This is a genomic window from Streptomyces sp. 3211.6, assembly GCF_003634815.1.
GTDB classification, from domain to species: Bacteria; Actinomycetota; Actinomycetes; order Streptomycetales; family Streptomycetaceae; genus Streptomyces; species Streptomyces katrae_A.
The window spans coordinates 7,060,151-7,076,634 of sequence record NZ_RBXC01000001.1; the positions used below are offsets into that span (position 1 = coordinate 7,060,151).

The window sequence follows — 16,484 nt, forward strand, 5'->3', positions numbered from 1 at the left end:
CGGGTGCGCTCGTTTGTGCGCACCTCGGTGCGGCCACCAGGACTTTCGTGCATTTCACCAGTGCTGGGCGACCTCGGTCGCGGAGCAGACTTCCTGGTGAGGGCCGCGGCTCGTCATGAGAGCCGACGCCACAAATCGAGGGGGAACCACGATGAGTGGTCAGTTGTACGACGGTATCGGCGAAGCCTTCGAAGGCTTCAAGACCCTGCCCGTCATCCGCTACGCCGAGGTGCCGGGCTTCCTCGCCCTGGTCGGCGACGTCAGCGGCAAGTCCGTCCTGGACATCGCCTGCGGCACCGGCTTCTACAGCCGTGAACTCAAGCGCCGCGGCGCTTCCCGCGTCTTCGGGTTCGACATCTCCGGCGCGATGGTCGACGCGGCCACCGCGATCGAGAAGGCCGAGCCCCTCGGCATCGAGTACCAGGTCGCCGACACGGCCACCCTGCAGGTCTTCGAGGAGCCGTTCGACGTCGCCGTGGCCGTGCAGGCGTTCAACTACGCGAGCGAGGTCGCCGAGATCGAGCTGATGATGCGCAACATCCGGCGCAGCCTCGTCGCCGGCGGCTCGTTCTTCCTGTTCGTCCAGAACCCGGGCTACGACTTCGGCGGCCCGTCGCTGGAGAAGTACGGCTTCCTGTTCGAGTCGACCGGCAAGGACAACGAGATCGGACGGGGGATCCGCCTCACCGCCCTGCTCGACCCGCCGGTCTCCTTCGAGGCGGTCGTCCCGTCGAAGGAGACGTACGAGCGGACCCTGACGGCAGCCGGGTTCACCGGGATCGAGTGGGTCACGCTGGAGGTGTCGGCGGAGGGCGTGGAGAAGTTCGGCGAGGAGTTCTGGGCGGACCACGACGCCAACCGCCCGCTGACCATGATCCGCTGCACCGCCTGACCGGGACCGGCCGGGCCGGTGCGAGCTCGGGGGCCAGCGCCGGGGCACCGCACTTTCGCGGTGCCCCGCCGCCGTGTTCCGGCCGGGTGGGCCCGGGCGGCTACTTGGTTCCGAGGCCGGCGTCGGAGACCTCGGGCTTTCCGGCGGTCTTGAGGACCTTGTTGAGGAGCGTGAGGTCGTAGATGCCGGTGAGGTCGGGCTTGTCCAGGAGCTTGGCCTTGACGGCCCAGTCGGACTCGGTCTTCAGGGTGCCCGCGAGGGGGTCGTCGGTGACGAGGATGGACTGCCAGGCCGGGTCGAGGACCTTGGCGTCGAGTTCCTTGCCGCTGTCGGCCTTGAGCTTGGCGTTGGCGGAGGCCTTGGCCTTCTCGGGGTTGGCGTTGATCCACTCGTTGGTCTTGACGGTGCCGCGCAGGACGGCCTCGACGACGTCGGCGTGTTCCTTGAGGAACTTCTGGGACACGATGACGTTGGTGATGACGAACTTCTTGTCGGGCCACAGGGAGGTCTCGTCGAGGAGGACGGAGCCGCCGTCGGAGACGAGCTTGGAGGCGGTGGGTTCGGGGACCCAGGCGCCGTCGATGGAGCCCTGCTTGAAGGCGTCGGGGGTGACCTTGTTGTCGGTGCGGACGACGGAGACGTCGCCCTTGCCGGATTCGGGGTCGACCGTCCAGCCCTTCTCGGCGATCCAGTTGAGGAAGGCGACGTCCTGGGTGTTGCCCTTCTGCGGGGTGGCGATCTTCTTGCCCTTGAGGTCGTCGAGGGTCTTGATCTTGTCGGGGTTGACGACGAGCTTGACGCCGCCGGAGGCGGAGCCGGAGATGATCCGCAGGTTGGAGCCCTTGGACTTGACGTAGCCGTTGATGGAGGGGGAGGGGCCGATGAAGCCGATGTCGAGGGAGCCGCCGTTGAGGGCTTCGATCTCGGAGGGGCCGGCGTTGAAGGTCTGCGGCTTGATCTGGGTGGCGCCGAGTTCCTTGGCGATGAGGCCTTCCTGGAGGCCGACCAGGGCGGTGGCGTGGGTCAGGTTCGGGAAGTACCCGATGCGGACCTCGGACGCCGAGAGCTTCGCGCCGCCGTCGGTGGTGGCGCCGGCCGCCTTGGGCTCCTCCTTCTTCGCCTCGGAACCGTAGCCGCAGGCGGTGAGCAGCAGGGGGAGTGCGGCGGTGACGGCGAGGGCGCGAAGGGCGGTGCGCGATCTTGCGGCAGACACGGAGGTGTCCTTTCGGGGGATGGGATGCAGGGAAAGGCGGTGCGCGACGGGCGTCGAGGGGCATCGGCGTACACGGTTCCGCTCTGCGGCCCTCGGATGCGGGAGCGCCGTGGCGGGCCCGGTGAACCGGGACGCGGGCGGTGTCCGCAGGGCGGGCCGGGCGGACGGCCGGCCGGTCGGCCGGCGCTCCGCCCGTGGAGCCGGGCCGGGGAGCGGTGTCAGGAAGGCTGACAGATGGCGCTGGCGGTACGGGCCAGATCGATGTGCCGGCGGGAGATCAGGGACGGCGTACGCCGGGCACGGTGCGGTGTGCGCATGGGTCGCCTCCCTGGATTCCTAGTTTTCCCACCTGGTTGGTAGGCATCTTGGCAGACCGGGGTACCCGCCCCAAGAGGGTGACCGAATGGTGGACGCAGCCGTCTCGCGATCCGGGAAAGCGCAGGTGGGGCAGGGGGTCAGGGGTTGGTCCAGGCGCCCGGGGTGTGGGCCAGGGCGGACACCTCGGCGGGCAGTGCGCAGGCCGCGACGTCGGCGAGGGACACCCCGTCGAGGATCTCGCGGACGTTCGCCCTCAGGGCGATCCACAGGGGGAGCAACGACTCGGCGGGGCCGGTGTAGGAGAGGTCCGGCGGGCGGACCCCGCGCACCGAGACGAGCGGTCCGTCCACGACACGGATGACGTCGGCGATGCTGATGGACGCGGCCGGCCTGGCCAGCCGGTAGCCTCCGTTGCCGCCGCGCCTGCTGAGCACGAGGCCGCCGCGGCGCATGTCGCCGAGGATCCCCTCGAGGAACTTGTGCGGGATGTCCTGGGCCTCGGCGATGGCCTCGGCCTTCAGCGGCTCGTCGTCCTGCGAGGCGGCGAGCTGCAGCGCGGCACGTACCGCGTAGTCCGCCCTGGCTGAGATCCGCATGCGGACAGTATCGCGTACGGGGCCGGCCGCCGTCCCCCGCGGGTGCGCCGCGGCCTGCCGGGCGGGACCTCCGCCGCCCGGGTGGAAGCCCCAGGTCAGCGGAGGGCGGCCGCCACCGCGCGGTGCGAGCCGTTGAGGTAGTGCTCGCCGATGGAGCGCAGGCGGTGCGCGACCGGGCGCTGGGACGTCAGGACGCGGGCGTTGCGCCAGAACCGGTCGAGGCCGGGGGCGTCGGCGAACTCCAGTACCCGGGCGGTGATGTGCAGGGCGGCCTTCGCGGTGACGGTCTCGGCCGTGGCGACCAGGGCGGCGACGGCGGCGGCCTCCTCCGCGTCGGGCCGCGCACCGGCTTCGAGGGCCTGCGCCATCACCTCCGTCGCCCGGTCGGCCACGGCGGTGGCCGTCTGCGCGGCGGAGGCCAGTTCCCCGTAGGCCAGGAAGAGGTCGGGGTCCTCGCCGGGCAGCCGGTGGGCGCGGCCGCTGCGGCTGAGGTCGCGGGTCTCGCCGAGGGCGCCCTCGGCGATGCCGAGGCCGACGTGGCAGAGGGCGAGACGGAGCGCGGGCTCGGCGAGCGCCGTGAAGGGCGCGGCCGACTCCTCGTCACGCGGCAGGCGGCCCAGCACCTGCCCGGGCGCGACGGTGACGCGGTCGAAGACGGCCTCGCCCGCGCCGGCGACGCGCTGCCCGAGGCGGCCGCGGGCCGGTTCGACGCGCAGCCCCCGCGAGCCCTGCGGGACGCGCACCACCAGCACGTCCCCCGTCGCGGCGCACACCGCGTCCACCACGATCTGGTCGGCGGTGGCCACCGCCGTGTCCACGAGGCGGCGTCCGTCCAGTACCTGCCCCCCGGCCCGCGGCCGCAGGGTCAGGTCCGGCCGGCCGGTGTCCTCAAGGGGCGCCGGCGGGTGGACCGCGCCGGTCCACAGCCACTGTCCGCGCGCTGACTCCTCCTCCAGGGCGGCGGCTTGCTGGTCGGTGGCGTAGAACCGGCCGCTCCAGGTGTGCGCGTAGTGCCGGGCGAGCACTTCGCCGATCGACGCGTCCGCCGCGGACACCTCCCTGATGACGGCACATCCGGTCCGCCAGTCGGTCCCGCGGCCCGGCCTCGGCGGGGTGAGGGCCGCGGGCAGCCCCGCCTCGCGCAGCCGGGCCGTCTCGTCGGTCGGCGGCTCGCCCGCCTGGTCGCGGGCTATGGCGTCCGCGGCCAGGTCGTCCGCCACGTCGCGGGCGGTCCGCAGCAGCGCGCGGCGCCGTGCGTCGGAGGGAACGGCGGTGGTCATGTCGGCTGCTCCGGGAGGTCGTCGGGTGGCGCCGGGCCGGTCGCCGGGAGGCGCGCAGAGGGCGCGGGTGGAAGACGGCACCCGATCCCCACCTTTCCCACCGGATTGATAGGAATACTTGCCCGGGCGCGGCCTTCCCGGCAAGGGTGCGACCGGATGATGGACCGGGCGGTCTTGGGATCCGAGACGGTGCAGGTCAGGGGCCGGTCCCCGCACTCGAGGACCCCTCGGGGACAGGACCCTCCGTCAGCGGACGCCCGGGCCGGGGGAGTTCGTCCCTACGAGGCCGACCCGCGCGGACGGACAGGACCGCACGGGCGGGACCGCGCCGGAGGGCCGGACGGAGGACCGGACGGAGGACCGGACGGAGGGCCGGCCGGAGGGCCGCACGGGGGAACCGGCCATCCGGGCCCGCCGCGCGCGGGCCGCGCCATGCTTCCGGTTCGGGCGGAGCGGCTCCCTCCGCCCTTGGTCGTCACGGAAACGTACCGGCTCCGCTCTTCTCGCCGCCGCACGGCCGGAAGGCGGGCAGTCTCGGCCAGTCTCACCGGCCCCCCTTGCGTCGTCGGGGAGGCGGCGTGGTGAACTGGTTGAGCCGTAACCGATCAGGTGCGTGAGCGTCACCGCGGTCCGGGCCAGGGTTGAACAGCACCGCCGTTTTCGAGCGTACCGCCGGGTGCGCGGCGGCAGGCGGGTGCGCCCCGGGTGACCACCGGCCAGTGCGTGCGCCCGTACCCGTCGACTCCCTCGCCTGGAACCTCGAATGGAGCGATCGTGCACCACGGTCCGGACATCCCCGAAACCCCCTACGAGTCAGTGGCCGTCACCGGTGGAGCCGGTTTCGTCGGCCGGCACCTCGTCACGGCCCTCAGCCTGCTGTCCCGGAAGGTCACCGTCGTCGACCACGCCCCCCTCCCCGCCGAGCTCGAGACCCTGCCCGGCGTCTCCCACGTCCGCGCCGACCTGCGGGACTACGGCGAGACCTTATTGGCTCTGCAGAGCGCCGACGCCGTGTTCCACCTGGCCGGCAACGCCAGCGGCACCGAGTCGGTGGCCGACCCCCGCCGCGACTTCCAGCTCAACGCCCTCGGGACCTGCAACGTCGGCAACGCCTGCCTGGAACTGGGCGTGCGCCGCCTCGTCTACCTCTCCTCCGCCATCGTCTACGGCACCCCGCTCCACAGCCCGATCCGCGAGGACCACCCCACGCAGCCCTTCCTGCCGTACGGCGCCTCGAAGCTCTCCGGCGAACTGACCCTGCGCAGCCTGTACGCGACGGCCGGACTGCCCGTCGTCATCGGCCGGTCCTTCGTCGTCTACGGTCCCGGCGAGGACCCGCGCCGCGCGGGCGGCGAGGTCTCGCAGTTCCTGCGCTGGCACCTCAACGAACGGCCCATCCCCGTGGTCGGGGACATCGACCGCAAGCGCCGCGACTTCATCCACGTCGAGGACCTGTGCCGGGCCATGCTGGTCCTGGCCGCCCGCGGCGCCGACGGCGAGACCTACAACCTGGGCACCGGCACCGCCGTCTCGATGCGTGAACTGGCCGACGTGGTGGGCACGGCGACCGGACGGCCGGCGCTGCTGACCGCCGACACCTCCAGCCTGGCCGACAGCTTCACCCTCCTCGCCGACGTCACCCGGCTGACGGGGCTGGGCTTCACCCCGCGGGTCACGCTGGCCGAGGGGCTCACGGGCCTGGCCGGACTGCTCGGTGCCTTCCCCGAGGTCCCCTCCGCCCGGGCGGTGTTCCGCCGGGAGGCCCCGGCCCGCCGGAGGCTGACGGCGAGCGCCGCCGCCGGGGTCCGTGAGGAGGCCGGAACGTGCTAGCCGTCGACGGGGGTTCCCCGCTGCTGGCCGGGAACGAGGTGGCCCCCTGGCCGCAGGTCACCGACGCCGACCGCAAGGCCGTCCTCGACGCCCTGGACCAGGCGACCCCCTGGCACTGGCCCATGCGTACGGTCCGTGAACTGGAGGAGGCCTGGGCCGAGTTCACCGGCATGCCCTACGTCCTGGCCGCCAACTCCGGTACGGCCGCCCTGCACATGGCGATCGCGGCCGCCGGTGTGGAGCCGGGCGACGAGGTGCTCGTGCCGGCCGACACCTTCCTGGCCTCGGCCTCCTGCGTGCTCCAGGCCAACGCGATCCCGGTGTTCGTGGACACCGACATCGAGACGTTCAACATCGACCCGGCCCGGATCGAGGAGCGGATCACCGACCGCACCCGCGCCATCGTCGCCGTCGACCTCAACGGCCTGCCCGCCGACCACGACGCCCTGCGGGAGATCGCCGACCGCCGCGGCCTCGTCCTCATCGAGGACGCCTCCCAGGCCCACGGCGCCGTCTACCGGGGCCGCCCGGTCGGGTCGCTGGGCACGATGAGCGGGGCCAGCCTCAACGGGTCCAAGACCCTCTCCGCCCTCGGCGAGGGCGGCCTGTTCGCGACCCGCGACGAGGAACAGCACCGGCTGGCCCGGCGGGTGCTGATGTTCGGCGAGGAACTTCCCGGCCAGAGCCGCGACTACGACGCCCGCATCATGGGCTGGAACTACCGCATCGACGTCCTGGCCGCCGCCTTCGCCCGCTCCCAGCTCACCCGCCTGCCGGAGATGTCCCTCGCCCGGCAGGCCAACGGCGCGGCGCTCACGGACGCCCTCGCCGGCGTGCCCGGCATCCGTACGCCGGCCGTACCCGGGGACCGCACGCACGTGTACTTCTTCTACCCGCTGCTCGTCATGCCCGAGGAACTCGGACTCGACGGCCTTCCCGTCGCCGCCTTCCGCGACGCCCTCGCCCGGGCGGTGAACGCCGAAGGCCTGCACATCATGCGCTGGCAGCCGCAGCCCGTGCCCGGGCAGACCCTCTTCCAGGAGCTGCGCGGCTACGGCCGGGGCTGCCCCTGGAGCTGCGGACACGCCCGGCCCGGACACCACTACGATCCGGCGCACTACCCCGTGAGCGAGGAGATCTGCCTGCGCCGGCTGGTGCTGGGCCAGAGCTTCAGCTCGTTCGGGCCGCCCAACGACCACACGACGATGCGCCGCTACGCCGAAGTCCTGTACAAGGTCCTTGTCGAGGAACGGGAGGCGCTGATCGCCCTGACCCGGCGGACGGCCGACTCGGCGCGGTGACACGACGACAGGGGACGGAGCGGATGCGCAACGAGCCCGAGCCCGGTATCGCGGACGGACGGACGGCGCCGACGGCCCGCGACCGGAACCGGAACCGGAACGGCGACCGGAACCGGAGCGGTGGCCGGAGTCCGCGGGCCATGCGGCTGGCCGTCTGCGCGGTCTTCTTCGTCACCGGAGCCGCCTTCGCCACCTGGGCGGCCCGGGTCCCCGCCGTCCAGAGCCGGCTGGACCTGTCCGCCGGGGAGCTGGCGATCGCCCTCGTCGGCCTGAGCGGCGGGGCCTTCCTCGGGCTTCCGCTGGTCGGCGGCCTGGTGGCCCGGTACGGCAGCCGCAAGGTCCTGTGCGCGGGCCTGGTCGCCTACCTGGGCGCCCTCGCGAGCCTGCCGCACGTCCCGGACCTGGCCGTGCTGACGGCGGCCCTGGCCCTGTTCGCGTGCGGCAACACGGCCGTCGACGTCGCGATGAACACCCAGGGCGTCCTCGTCGAACGCGCCTACGGGCGCCCCGTCCTCGGCGGGTTCCACGCCATGTTCAGCCTCGGCGGGATCACCGGGGCCACGGCGGGCGGACTGGCCGCCTCCGCCGGGATCGGCATCCGGGCGCACTTCACGGTGGCGGCACTCGTCCTGCTGGTGGTGGCGGGCGCGGCGGCCACCGCCCTGGCCCCCGACCCCCCGCGGGCCGAGGGCCCCTCCCGGCGCGACCCCCTGCTGGCCCTGCCCGGCCCGGGCCTGTGGATCCCGGGCCTGGTGGCGTTCTGCGCGCTGATGGGCGAGGGGGTGGTCAACGACTGGGGCGCGGTGTACCTGAAGGAGGAGACCGGAGCCTCACCGGGCGCGGCGGGACTGGGCTACGCCGTCTTCTCCGCGGGCATGGTCGCGGGCCGGCTCACCGCCGACCGGCTGCGGTCCCGCCTCGGCACCGTCCGCTTCACGCTGCTGTGCGCCGCGGTGGCGGGTGCCGGGGCCCTCATCCCGATCCTGGTGGCCACGACGGCGGCGGGCTTCGTCGGCTACGGGCTGCTGGGGCTGGGCATGGCCGCCGTCATCCCGCTCGTCTTCGCCCACGCGGCCGGGCTGCGGCCCGAGCGCACCGGCTCCTCCATCGCCGCCGTCTCGGCGGTGGGCTACGTCGGCTTCCTGGCGGGACCCCCGGTCATCGGCGCGCTGGCGGAGGCGGCGACCCTGCGGTGGGCGATGCTCGTGCTGCCGGCGCTGATGGCGGCGATGGCGCTCCTGGCCACCCGCCTGCGCCGCGGCTGACCCAGGGACGGGCCGGGAGGGGCCCGCCCCGGGGCACGTCGGCGCCGGAGCGGGCCCGTCCCGGCCCGCTCCGGCGTCCGGCTCGCGTCCGGCCCGGCGGCTACTCGACCTTGGCCCAGTCGAGGGTGCGTTCCACGGCCTTCTTCCAGCCCGCGTAGCCCTCCTCCCGCTGCTCCTCGGACCACCGGGGCTCCCAGCGCTTGGACTCCTGCCAGTGGGTGCGCAGCTCGTCCGTGTCCCGCCAGAACCCCGTCGCCAGTCCGGCGGCGTAGGCCGCGCCGAGCGCGGTCGTCTCGGCGACGACCGGCCGGCTGACCGGTACGCCCAGCACGTCGGCCTGGATCTGCATGCACAGGTCGTTGGCGGTCACGCCGCCGTCCACCTTCAGCACGTCCAGGTGGACGCCGGAGTCCTGCTCCATGGCCTCCACCACGTCCCGGCTCTGGTAGCAGATGGCCTCCAGGGTGGCCCGGGCCAGGTGGCCGCTGTCGTGGTAGCGGGCGAGCCCGACGATCGCGCCGCGGGCGTCGGAGCGCCAGTACGGGGCGAACAGGCCGGAGAAGGCCGGCACGAAGTAGATGCCGCCGCTGTCCTCGACGGTGGAGGCCAGGCGTTCGGTCTCGGCGGCATCGTTGATGATCTTCAGCTGGTCGCGCAGCCACTGCACCGCGGAGCCGGTGACGGCGATGGAGCCCTCCAGGGCGTAGACCGCGGGCTGGCCCGCGAACTGGTACGCCACGGTGGTCAGCAGGCCGTGCCGGGACCGGACCAGCTCGGTACCGGTGTTGAGCACCAGGAAGTTGCCGGTGCCGTAGGTGTTCTTGGCCTCGCCCGGGGCGTAGCAGACCTGTCCGACCGTGGCCGCCTGCTGGTCGCCGAGGACCCCGGTGATGGGGATGGCGGCCCGCAGGGGCCGGGAGGAGCGGGCGTGCCCGTACGCCTCGGGGTGGGAGGAGGGGTTGATGGCCGGCAGCATCGAGCGGGGCACGCCGAAGAAGCCCAGCAGCTCTTCGTCCCAGTCGAGGGTCTCCAGGTCCATCAGCATCGTGCGGCTGGCATTGGTGACGTCGGTGGCGTGGATGCCTCCGTCGGGACCGCCGGTGAGGTTCCACAGCACCCAGCAGTCGGTGTTCCCGAACAGGGCGTGCCCCTGCTCGGCGGCCTCGCGGACCCCGTCGACGTTCTCCAGGATCCACTGGATCTTGCCGCCGGAGAAGTAGGTCGCCGGCGGCAGGCCCGCCTTGCGGCGGATCACGTCGCCCTGCCCCGAGCGTTCCAGCGCCGCGGCGATGGAGTCGGTACGGGTGTCCTGCCAGACGATGGCGTTGTAGTAGGGGCGGCCGGTGCGCGGGTCCCAGACGACGGTCGTCTCCCGCTGGTTGGTGATGCCGATGGCCGCCAGGTCGGTCGCGGAAAGGTTTCCGTGCCGCAGGGCGTTCTGGATCACGGAGTTGGTGCGTTCCCAGATCTCGACCGGGTCGTGCTCGACCCACCCCGAGCGGGGCAGGATCTGGGCGTGCTCCAGCTGGTGCCTGGCCACCTCGTTGCCCGCATGGTCGAAGATCATGAAACGGGTGCTGGTGGTGCCCTGGTCCACTGCGCCGACGAAATCAGCCATGGGTTGCCGCCTCTCTTGGGGCCGTCCTCGCGGGTCGGATCAGCTCTCGTCCGGGACCGGCACGCGCCCGGGGGGCTCCGGCTCGGCGGTCGGCAGGTACCGGCCGATGAAGAACTTGTACAGACCCGCTCCCAGCAGGCCGCCGATCAGCGGACCGATGATGGGCACCCAGAAGTAGAAGTGCCCGTACTGGTCCCGCCACGCTCCGCCGTACCCGGTGAGGAAGCTCGCCAGGCGGGGGCCGAAGTCGCGGGCCGGGTTGATGGCGTAGCCGGCGTCGGTGCCCCAGGCCATGCCGATCCCCACCACGATGAGGCCGACGATGAACGGGCCGAGGTTGGCGCCGGGGGCCGTGTTGAGCAGGTCGGTCACCGCGAGGATCAGCAGCAGCAGGATGGCGGTGCCGATGACCTGGTCGCGCAGCGCCCCCCATTCGGTGACCGGCAGGTTGGGGTTGCCGTTGGCCGGCAGCGTGGAGAACACGCCCTGCGTCTTGATGGTGTGGGTGGGGTCCGCCTTCGCCAGCGCCTCGGAGTAGTTCCAGCGCACGATGAGGGCGGCCACGAAGGCGCCGGCCGTCTGGGCCAGCGCGTACGGGGCCACGTGCTTCCACGGGAACCCCTTGAACGCCGCCAGCGCGAGCGTCACCGCCGGGTTCAGGTGCGCGCCGCTCAGCCTGGCGGCGACGTACACGCCGAGGGTGACGCCGAGGCCCCAGGCCCAGGCGATGCTGTCGTGGTTCCCGAGGCCGCCCGGCGGATTGGTGAGGGCGCCGCCGGCGACCACCTGGGCCACCACACCGACGCCGAACAGGATGAGGATCATGGTCCCCGCGAACTCTGCCGAGAGCTCGCCGATCAATCCGGACCTTTTGAGCCGCTCAGCCATGGGTGCCCGCTTCCCGCCGGCCAGAGACCGGCCGTCGACTGCCCCGAGTGCTCCGGGCCGGGCCTTTTGGATCGGATCCGATCAGACCTGATCCAGAACGCACGGCCTAGCGACATCGTAAGTCCGGCGGGGAGATCGGGCGCGCGGGCACGGCGACGGCGGAGCGCCTGCCCGTGGCCTCCCCGTCGCCGCGCCCCGCCCTACGCCGCCGAGCGCAGCCGGCCGGCCGCCGTCTCGGCCTCGCGGACCACCCGTGCCGGGTCGACGTCGACCAGCCGCCCGCCGAGTTTCAGCGGCCGGCCGTCCACGAACACGGCCTCGATGTTCTCGGGGCGCCCGTTGAAGACGATCTGGCCGATCCAGTCGAAGCGCGGGGCGAAGTTCAGCGCCGCCGGGTCGATGACCAGCAGGTCGGCCCGTTTGCCGGGGGTCAGGGAGCCCACCCGGTCCGCGAGGCCGATGACCTCGGCGCCGCCCAGGGTGGCCATCCGCAGCACGTCCTCGACCTGCGGGAAGACGCCGGCTTCGGTCGAGCGGGCGCGTTGCAGGCCGATGGCCGTCTTCATGAGCGCGTGGAAGTCGGAGGTGTCGTTGGTGCCGCCGTCCAGACCGAGGCCGACCTTGACGCCCCTGCGTCCGAGGTCCGACAGCCGCATGATGCCGGAGGCCAGCCGCATGTTGCTGAGCGGGCAGTGGGCCAGGCGCACGTCGTGCTCGGCGACGGCGGCGATCTCCGCGTCCGTGAGGTGGATCGCGTGGTTCATCAGCAGCCGGGGACCCAGTGCGCCGATGCCGGCGAGGACGCCCACGGGGTCGTCGGCGCGCATCTCCGGGCGTTCCAGGACGTGGGAGTTGAGCATGACCCCCAGGTCCTGGGCGAGTTCCCAGTGGGCGCGGTTGTCGGCCCGGGCGGCGCGGGACGCGTGGGTGGCGATCTGGAAGGAGCCGAGCGGGACCGGGTCGACCAGTTCCCGCTTCACCTTCGCCGCCAGCGCCCCGTCGGGGGCCGGGGGGTACAGGGCGTACGTGAACCGCAGGCCGGTGCCGGCCAAGGCCCGCACGTAGCTCTCGACGAGGTCGTACGAGAAGATGTCCACCCAGTCGACCAGCGTGGTCACGCCCGACTGCACGGCGTCGAGGGCGGCGAGGCGGACGAAGCTGTGCAGGGCGTCGGGGGTCAGGAGGCCGCGCTGGGGGTCGGTACAGGCCCGGAACCAGCCGAACAGGTCCCGGTCGGTGCAGCCGCCCCGGAACATCGCCTGCCACAGGTGGTTGTGGGTGTCGATGAACCCCGGCATGACCAGCTTGCCCGAACTCTCCACCACCCGGGCGCCGTAGGGCGCCGGCAGCGAAGTGCCGACGGCGGCGATGGCGCCGTCGCGCATCAGGACGTCGGCGTTCTCGAGGGCGCCGAGGGGGCCGCTGCCGAGGGCGGGGTCCATGGTGAGCACGAGGGAGGCCCGGCGGAGCAGGACCGTCGTACCGCCGGGGGCGGGCGCCACGGCCTGCCGGGGGAGTGCGGGGCGGGGGGCGCCGCCGAGGAGGAGCGGGGCGGCGGCGGCCAGCCCGAGGCCGGCGAGGAGACCGCGGCGGGTGGGGGCCGGGGGCGCGGTGGGGATGGACTGCATGCGTGTTACCTCCCGAGGGCTCCGTACGGAAGGCCCGCCCGGGCGGGAAGCTGACGGAGCGTCGGGCCGGGGCGGGAGAACACACGCAGCATTCCCAGTGGACGGCCATTCGATAGACGTCAGTGGAAAACTTTTTCCGAACTGGCCGCCCGTCGCCGCCCAGCCGGTCCCGCAGCCGGCGACCGGTTTGGGTGGATCCGTAGGGGAAAGGCGCCGGGTGCGGTGCCGGGCTGGCGGACCGCGGGTGAACCGGAGGACGGCAGCGCGGGCTGCGGACGAGCGGGTGCCGGCGCAGATGCCGTGCCGAGCCCAGAGCCGTGCCCGGAGGCGGGCGCGGGCCGGCCGGAGGAGTGGCCATGAGTGACCAGACCCTTTCCAACCTGTCGCACGAGGCGCGCCGCTTCCCCCCTCCGCAGGACCTCGCCGCGACGGCCAACGCCACCGACCGGACCCGGCTGGAAGCGGAACGGGACCGGCTCGGCTTCTGGGCGGCCCAGGCGCGGCGGCTCGAGTGGGCCGAGCCCTGGACCGAGGTCCTGGACTGGTCGGACGCCCCGTTCGCGCGCTGGTTCACCGGCGGCCGCCTCAACGTCGCCCGCAACTGCGTCGACCGGCACGTCGAGGCGGGGCACGGCGACCGGGTCGCCTTCCACTGGGAGGGCGAGCCCGGCGACACCCGGACCATCACCTACGCACAGCTGAAGGACGAGGTCTGCCGGGCCGCCAACGCCCTCACCGAGCTCGGGGTCCGGGAGGGCGACCGGATCGCGATCTACATGCCGATGATCCCCGAGACGGCCGTGGCGATGCTCGCCTGCGCCCGGATCGGGGCCCCGCACACCGTCGTCTTCGGCGGCTTCTCCTCCGACGCCCTCAAAGGGCGCATCCTCGACTGCGACGCCAGGGTGGTGATCACCGCCGACGGCGGCTACCGCAAGGGCGCCGCCACCGCCCTGAAGCCCGCCGTGGACAGCGCCGTGGCCGGCTGCCCCGGCGTGCGCACCGTGGTCGTCGTCCGCCGCACGGGCCAGGACGTGCCCTTCACCGAGGGGCGCGACGTGTGGTGGCACGAGCTCGTGGACCGCCAGTCCCCGCAGCACGACGCGCGGCCCTTCGACGCCGAGCACCCGCTGTACATCATGTACACCTCGGGGACCACGGCGAAGCCCAAGGGCATCCTGCACACCTCCGGCGGGTACCTGACCCAGGTCGCCTGGACGCACTGGGCGGTCTTCGACCTCAAACCCGAGCGGGACGTCTTCTGGACCGCGGCCGACATCGGCTGGGTGACGGGCCACTCCTACATCGTCTACGGGCCGCTCGCCAACGGCACCACCTCCGTCATGTACGAGGGCACCCCCGACACCCCGCACCAGGGCCGCTGGTGGGAGATCGTGGAGAAGTACCGGGTCAGCATCCTGTACTGCGCGCCGACCGCGATCCGCACCTTCATGAAGTGGGGCGAGGAGGTCCCGGACGCCTTCGACCTGAGCAGCCTGCGCGTCATCGGTTCGGTCGGCGAGCCGATCAACCCGGAGGCCTGGATCTGGTACCGGCGCGCCATCGGGGGCGACCGCTGCCCCGTGGTGGACACCTGGTGGCAGACCGAGACGGGCGCCCAGATGCTCAGCCCGCTGCCCGGGGTCAGCGTCTGCAAGCCCGGTTCGGCGATGGGCCCGCTGCCCGGCGTCGTCGCGGACGTGGTGGACGACCGCGGCGACCCGGTGCCGAACGGCTCCGGCGGCTACCTGGTGCTCACCGAGCCCTGGCCGGCGATGCTGCGGACCATCTGGGGCGACCGGCAGCGCTACGTCGAGACGTACTGGTCGCGGTTCCCGGGCCGCTACTTCGCCGGGGACGGGGCCAAGAAGGACGAGGACGGCGACATCTGGCTGCTCGGCCGCGTCGACGACGTGATGAACGTCTCCGGACACCGGATCTCCACCACGGAGGTCGAGTCGGCGCTCGTCTCGCACCCCAGGGTCGCCGAGGCGGCGGTGGTCGGCGCCGCGGACCCGACGACCGGCCAGGGCATCGTCGCCTTCGTCATCCTGCGCGCCGGTGCCGGCAGCGGCGACGACGGCGCGGGGCCCGGCGTCGCGGAGGAACTGCGCGCGCACGTGGCCCGGGAGATCGGCCCCATCGCCCGGCCCCGCGAGATCCTGGTGGTGCCCGAGCTGCCCAAGACCCGTTCCGGGAAGATCATGCGCCGGCTGCTGCGCGACGTCGCCGACCACCGCGCCCTCGGCGACGTCACCACCCTCACCGACAGCGCCGTGATGGACGTCATCAAGGAGCGGCTCCCCGCGGCGCAGGGGCGCGGGGAGGAGGAGTGAACCGCAATCGCCCCGCCGCCGGAAAACCGGTTGGGCGGGGGAGCGGCCGGCGGGTAGGGTGCGGAGCGCCGTGAAAGACCGCCAGGAGGTGAGACCCGTGAACGCTGTATCGAAGTGGGTGCTCCCTCCTCTCCCCACGGTGTGCGACTGACCCAGGTGTCGTCGGGAGTGCCCGGACCACGCACTCCTGAAAGGCGACAGCCATGGACCCAGTCATCATCACCCGCACCGCCGAAACCCAGTGGGAGGCCGTGTCGGACGGCCGGACCGTCGGCCACGGCGACATCTCGCACCGGCCCGACGGGCGGCTCTTCGTCAGCGTCGACGTGTGGCAGGACCCGGTCTTCGACCGGCTCGCCACCGCCGTGCTGGCGGACCTCCCCGCCACCCCGGTCCACACCCTCGTCGCCGCGGACGACCCCGGCCTCAAGGCGCGGTGGGAGCGCCTCGGCTTCGCCGTCGGACGCCGCGAGCGCGAATACACCCTCCCCACCGCCCCCGGGGCCCTCGCACCTCCCCCGGAGGTGGTGGTCCTGCCCGGCACCGAGGCGGACCCGGGGCGGCTGCGCGCACTGGACCGGGCGATCCGCGAGGAGGTCGAAGCCTCCGTCGGCTGGCGCACCATGCCGGCCGAGGTCGTGGCCGGGCCCACCGGCTCGCTGCCCCTGGACCCGGCGAAGTACGCTGTGGCGACGCGGGGCGGCCGGTACGCCGGGCTGGTCCGGGTGGCGGCGGTCCGCCGCCGGGCCCGGATCGGACTGATCGCCGTGCGGGCCGAGGACCGGCGCCACGGCATCGGGCGGGCCCTGCTGGCCCACGCGCTCGGGTCGCTCCACCACCGGGGCATCACCTCGGCCTGGGCCGAAGTGGACGAGACCAACACGGCCGCCCTCGCCCTCTTCGAAGGCGCGGGCGCCGAACGGACCGGCGGCTGCATCGAGTTGGTGCGCCACTGACCAGCCCCCGTGCACACGCACACGCACACCGAACCCTGAACCGAGAGAAACGGGACACCTTGCCGAGAACAGCCAAGGGCATCGAAGTCGAAGGCACCGTAGTCGAGTGCCTGCGCAACGCGACCTTCAAGGTGCAGCTCCAGAACGGGCACCAAGCACTCGCGCACATCAGCGGGAAGATCCGGAAGAACTACATCAAGATCCTCCCCGAGGACCGGGTGCTCGTGGAGCTGAGCCCGTACGACCTCACCCGCGGCCGGATCGTCTACCGGTACCGCTGAGCCGGCGAAGCGTGCGCCCGGGACCCCCGGGCGCACGCCCCCGGCCCGGCGGCCGGGGACGGGGCTGGAGGACGGCGGGCGG

14 protein-coding genes are annotated in these 16,484 nt (G+C 73.1%); 7 read left to right on the forward strand and 7 right to left on the reverse strand.

Annotated features, from left to right (window positions below; translation table 11 throughout):
- Nucleotides 1-151 precede the first annotated feature (151 nt).
- Entirely contained in the window at nucleotides 152-892 is a 741-nt protein-coding gene (locus tag BX286_RS32370) for a class I SAM-dependent methyltransferase (RefSeq protein WP_079423792.1), read from the forward strand.
- Nucleotides 893-992: 100 nt separating this feature from the next.
- Here the strand turns inward: BX286_RS32370 and BX286_RS32375 are convergent, their stop codons facing one another.
- The 4 genes from BX286_RS32375 to BX286_RS32385 form a co-directional block, all read right to left on the reverse strand.
- Nucleotides 993-2,105, reverse strand: coding sequence for an aliphatic sulfonate ABC transporter substrate-binding protein (locus BX286_RS32375; protein ID WP_121017239.1), 1,113 nt, complete (start codon nucleotides 2,103-2,105; stop codon nucleotides 993-995).
- Between the two features lie 218 nt (nucleotides 2,106-2,323).
- Nucleotides 2,324-2,422, reverse strand: coding sequence for a putative leader peptide (locus tag BX286_RS38130; RefSeq protein ID WP_398898851.1), 99 nt, complete (start codon nucleotides 2,420-2,422; stop codon nucleotides 2,324-2,326).
- Nucleotides 2,423-2,560: 138 nt separating this feature from the next.
- Nucleotides 2,561-3,019, reverse strand: a complete 459-nt coding sequence (locus BX286_RS32380) for an Rrf2 family transcriptional regulator (protein WP_079423788.1) — start codon at nucleotides 3,017-3,019, stop codon at nucleotides 2,561-2,563.
- A 95-nt stretch (nucleotides 3,020-3,114) separates the two neighbouring features.
- Nucleotides 3,115-4,299 (reverse strand): acyl-CoA dehydrogenase family protein, encoded by a 1,185-nt coding sequence (locus tag BX286_RS32385; RefSeq protein ID WP_121017241.1) that lies wholly within the window; start codon nucleotides 4,297-4,299, stop codon nucleotides 3,115-3,117.
- A 774-nt stretch (nucleotides 4,300-5,073) separates the two neighbouring features.
- On the opposite strand from BX286_RS32385, the gene BX286_RS32390 reads away from it, so the two are divergent.
- Genes BX286_RS32390 through BX286_RS32400 form a run of 3 tightly spaced genes read left to right on the forward strand, consistent with a single transcriptional unit; the run spans nucleotide 5,074 to nucleotide 8,695 of the window.
- Entirely contained in the window at nucleotides 5,074-6,129 is a 1,056-nt protein-coding gene (locus tag BX286_RS32390) for an NAD(P)-dependent oxidoreductase (RefSeq protein ID WP_261993573.1), read from the forward strand.
- Entirely contained in the window at nucleotides 6,123-7,430 is a 1,308-nt protein-coding gene (locus tag BX286_RS32395; RefSeq protein ID WP_121017243.1) for a DegT/DnrJ/EryC1/StrS aminotransferase family protein, read from the forward strand. The genes BX286_RS32390 and BX286_RS32395 overlap by 7 nt, the downstream gene beginning before the upstream one ends.
- Complete coding sequence (locus BX286_RS32400) at nucleotides 7,427-8,695, forward strand: MFS transporter (RefSeq protein ID WP_123995884.1); 1,269 nt, start codon at nucleotides 7,427-7,429, stop codon at nucleotides 8,693-8,695. Before BX286_RS32395 ends, BX286_RS32400 begins: the two co-directional genes overlap by 4 nt.
- Nucleotides 8,696-8,795: 100 nt before the next feature.
- On the opposite strand, the gene glpK is transcribed toward BX286_RS32400, so the two are convergent.
- From glpK to BX286_RS32415, 3 genes are all read right to left on the reverse strand, one after another.
- Nucleotides 8,796-10,313, reverse strand: coding sequence for a glycerol kinase GlpK (gene glpK / locus BX286_RS32405; protein ID WP_079423779.1), 1,518 nt, complete (start codon nucleotides 10,311-10,313; stop codon nucleotides 8,796-8,798).
- Between the two features lie 39 nt (nucleotides 10,314-10,352).
- Nucleotides 10,353-11,201: an MIP/aquaporin family protein gene (locus BX286_RS32410; protein ID WP_079423776.1), complete on the reverse strand. Its 849-nt coding sequence runs from the start codon at nucleotides 11,199-11,201 to the stop codon at nucleotides 10,353-10,355.
- Nucleotides 11,202-11,401: 200 nt separating this feature from the next.
- On the reverse strand, nucleotides 11,402-12,829 hold the full coding sequence (locus tag BX286_RS32415) for an amidohydrolase family protein (RefSeq protein WP_237292572.1): 1,428 nt from the start codon (nucleotides 12,827-12,829) through the stop codon (nucleotides 11,402-11,404).
- Nucleotides 12,830-13,185: 356 nt separating this feature from the next.
- On the opposite strand from BX286_RS32415, the gene acs reads away from it, so the two are divergent.
- From acs to infA, 3 genes are all read left to right on the forward strand, one after another.
- On the forward strand, nucleotides 13,186-15,165 hold the full coding sequence (acs, locus tag BX286_RS32420; RefSeq protein ID WP_121017245.1) for an acetate--CoA ligase: 1,980 nt from the start codon (nucleotides 13,186-13,188) through the stop codon (nucleotides 15,163-15,165).
- A 203-nt stretch (nucleotides 15,166-15,368) separates the two neighbouring features.
- A complete protein-coding gene (locus BX286_RS32425; protein ID WP_079423770.1) occupies nucleotides 15,369-16,121 on the forward strand; it encodes an N-acetyltransferase in 753 nt (250 codons plus the stop codon).
- 59 nt (nucleotides 16,122-16,180) lie between these two features.
- A complete protein-coding gene (gene infA, locus BX286_RS32430) occupies nucleotides 16,181-16,402 on the forward strand; it encodes a translation initiation factor IF-1 (protein WP_079423768.1) in 222 nt (73 codons plus the stop codon).
- Nucleotides 16,403-16,484: the final 82 nt, after the last annotated feature.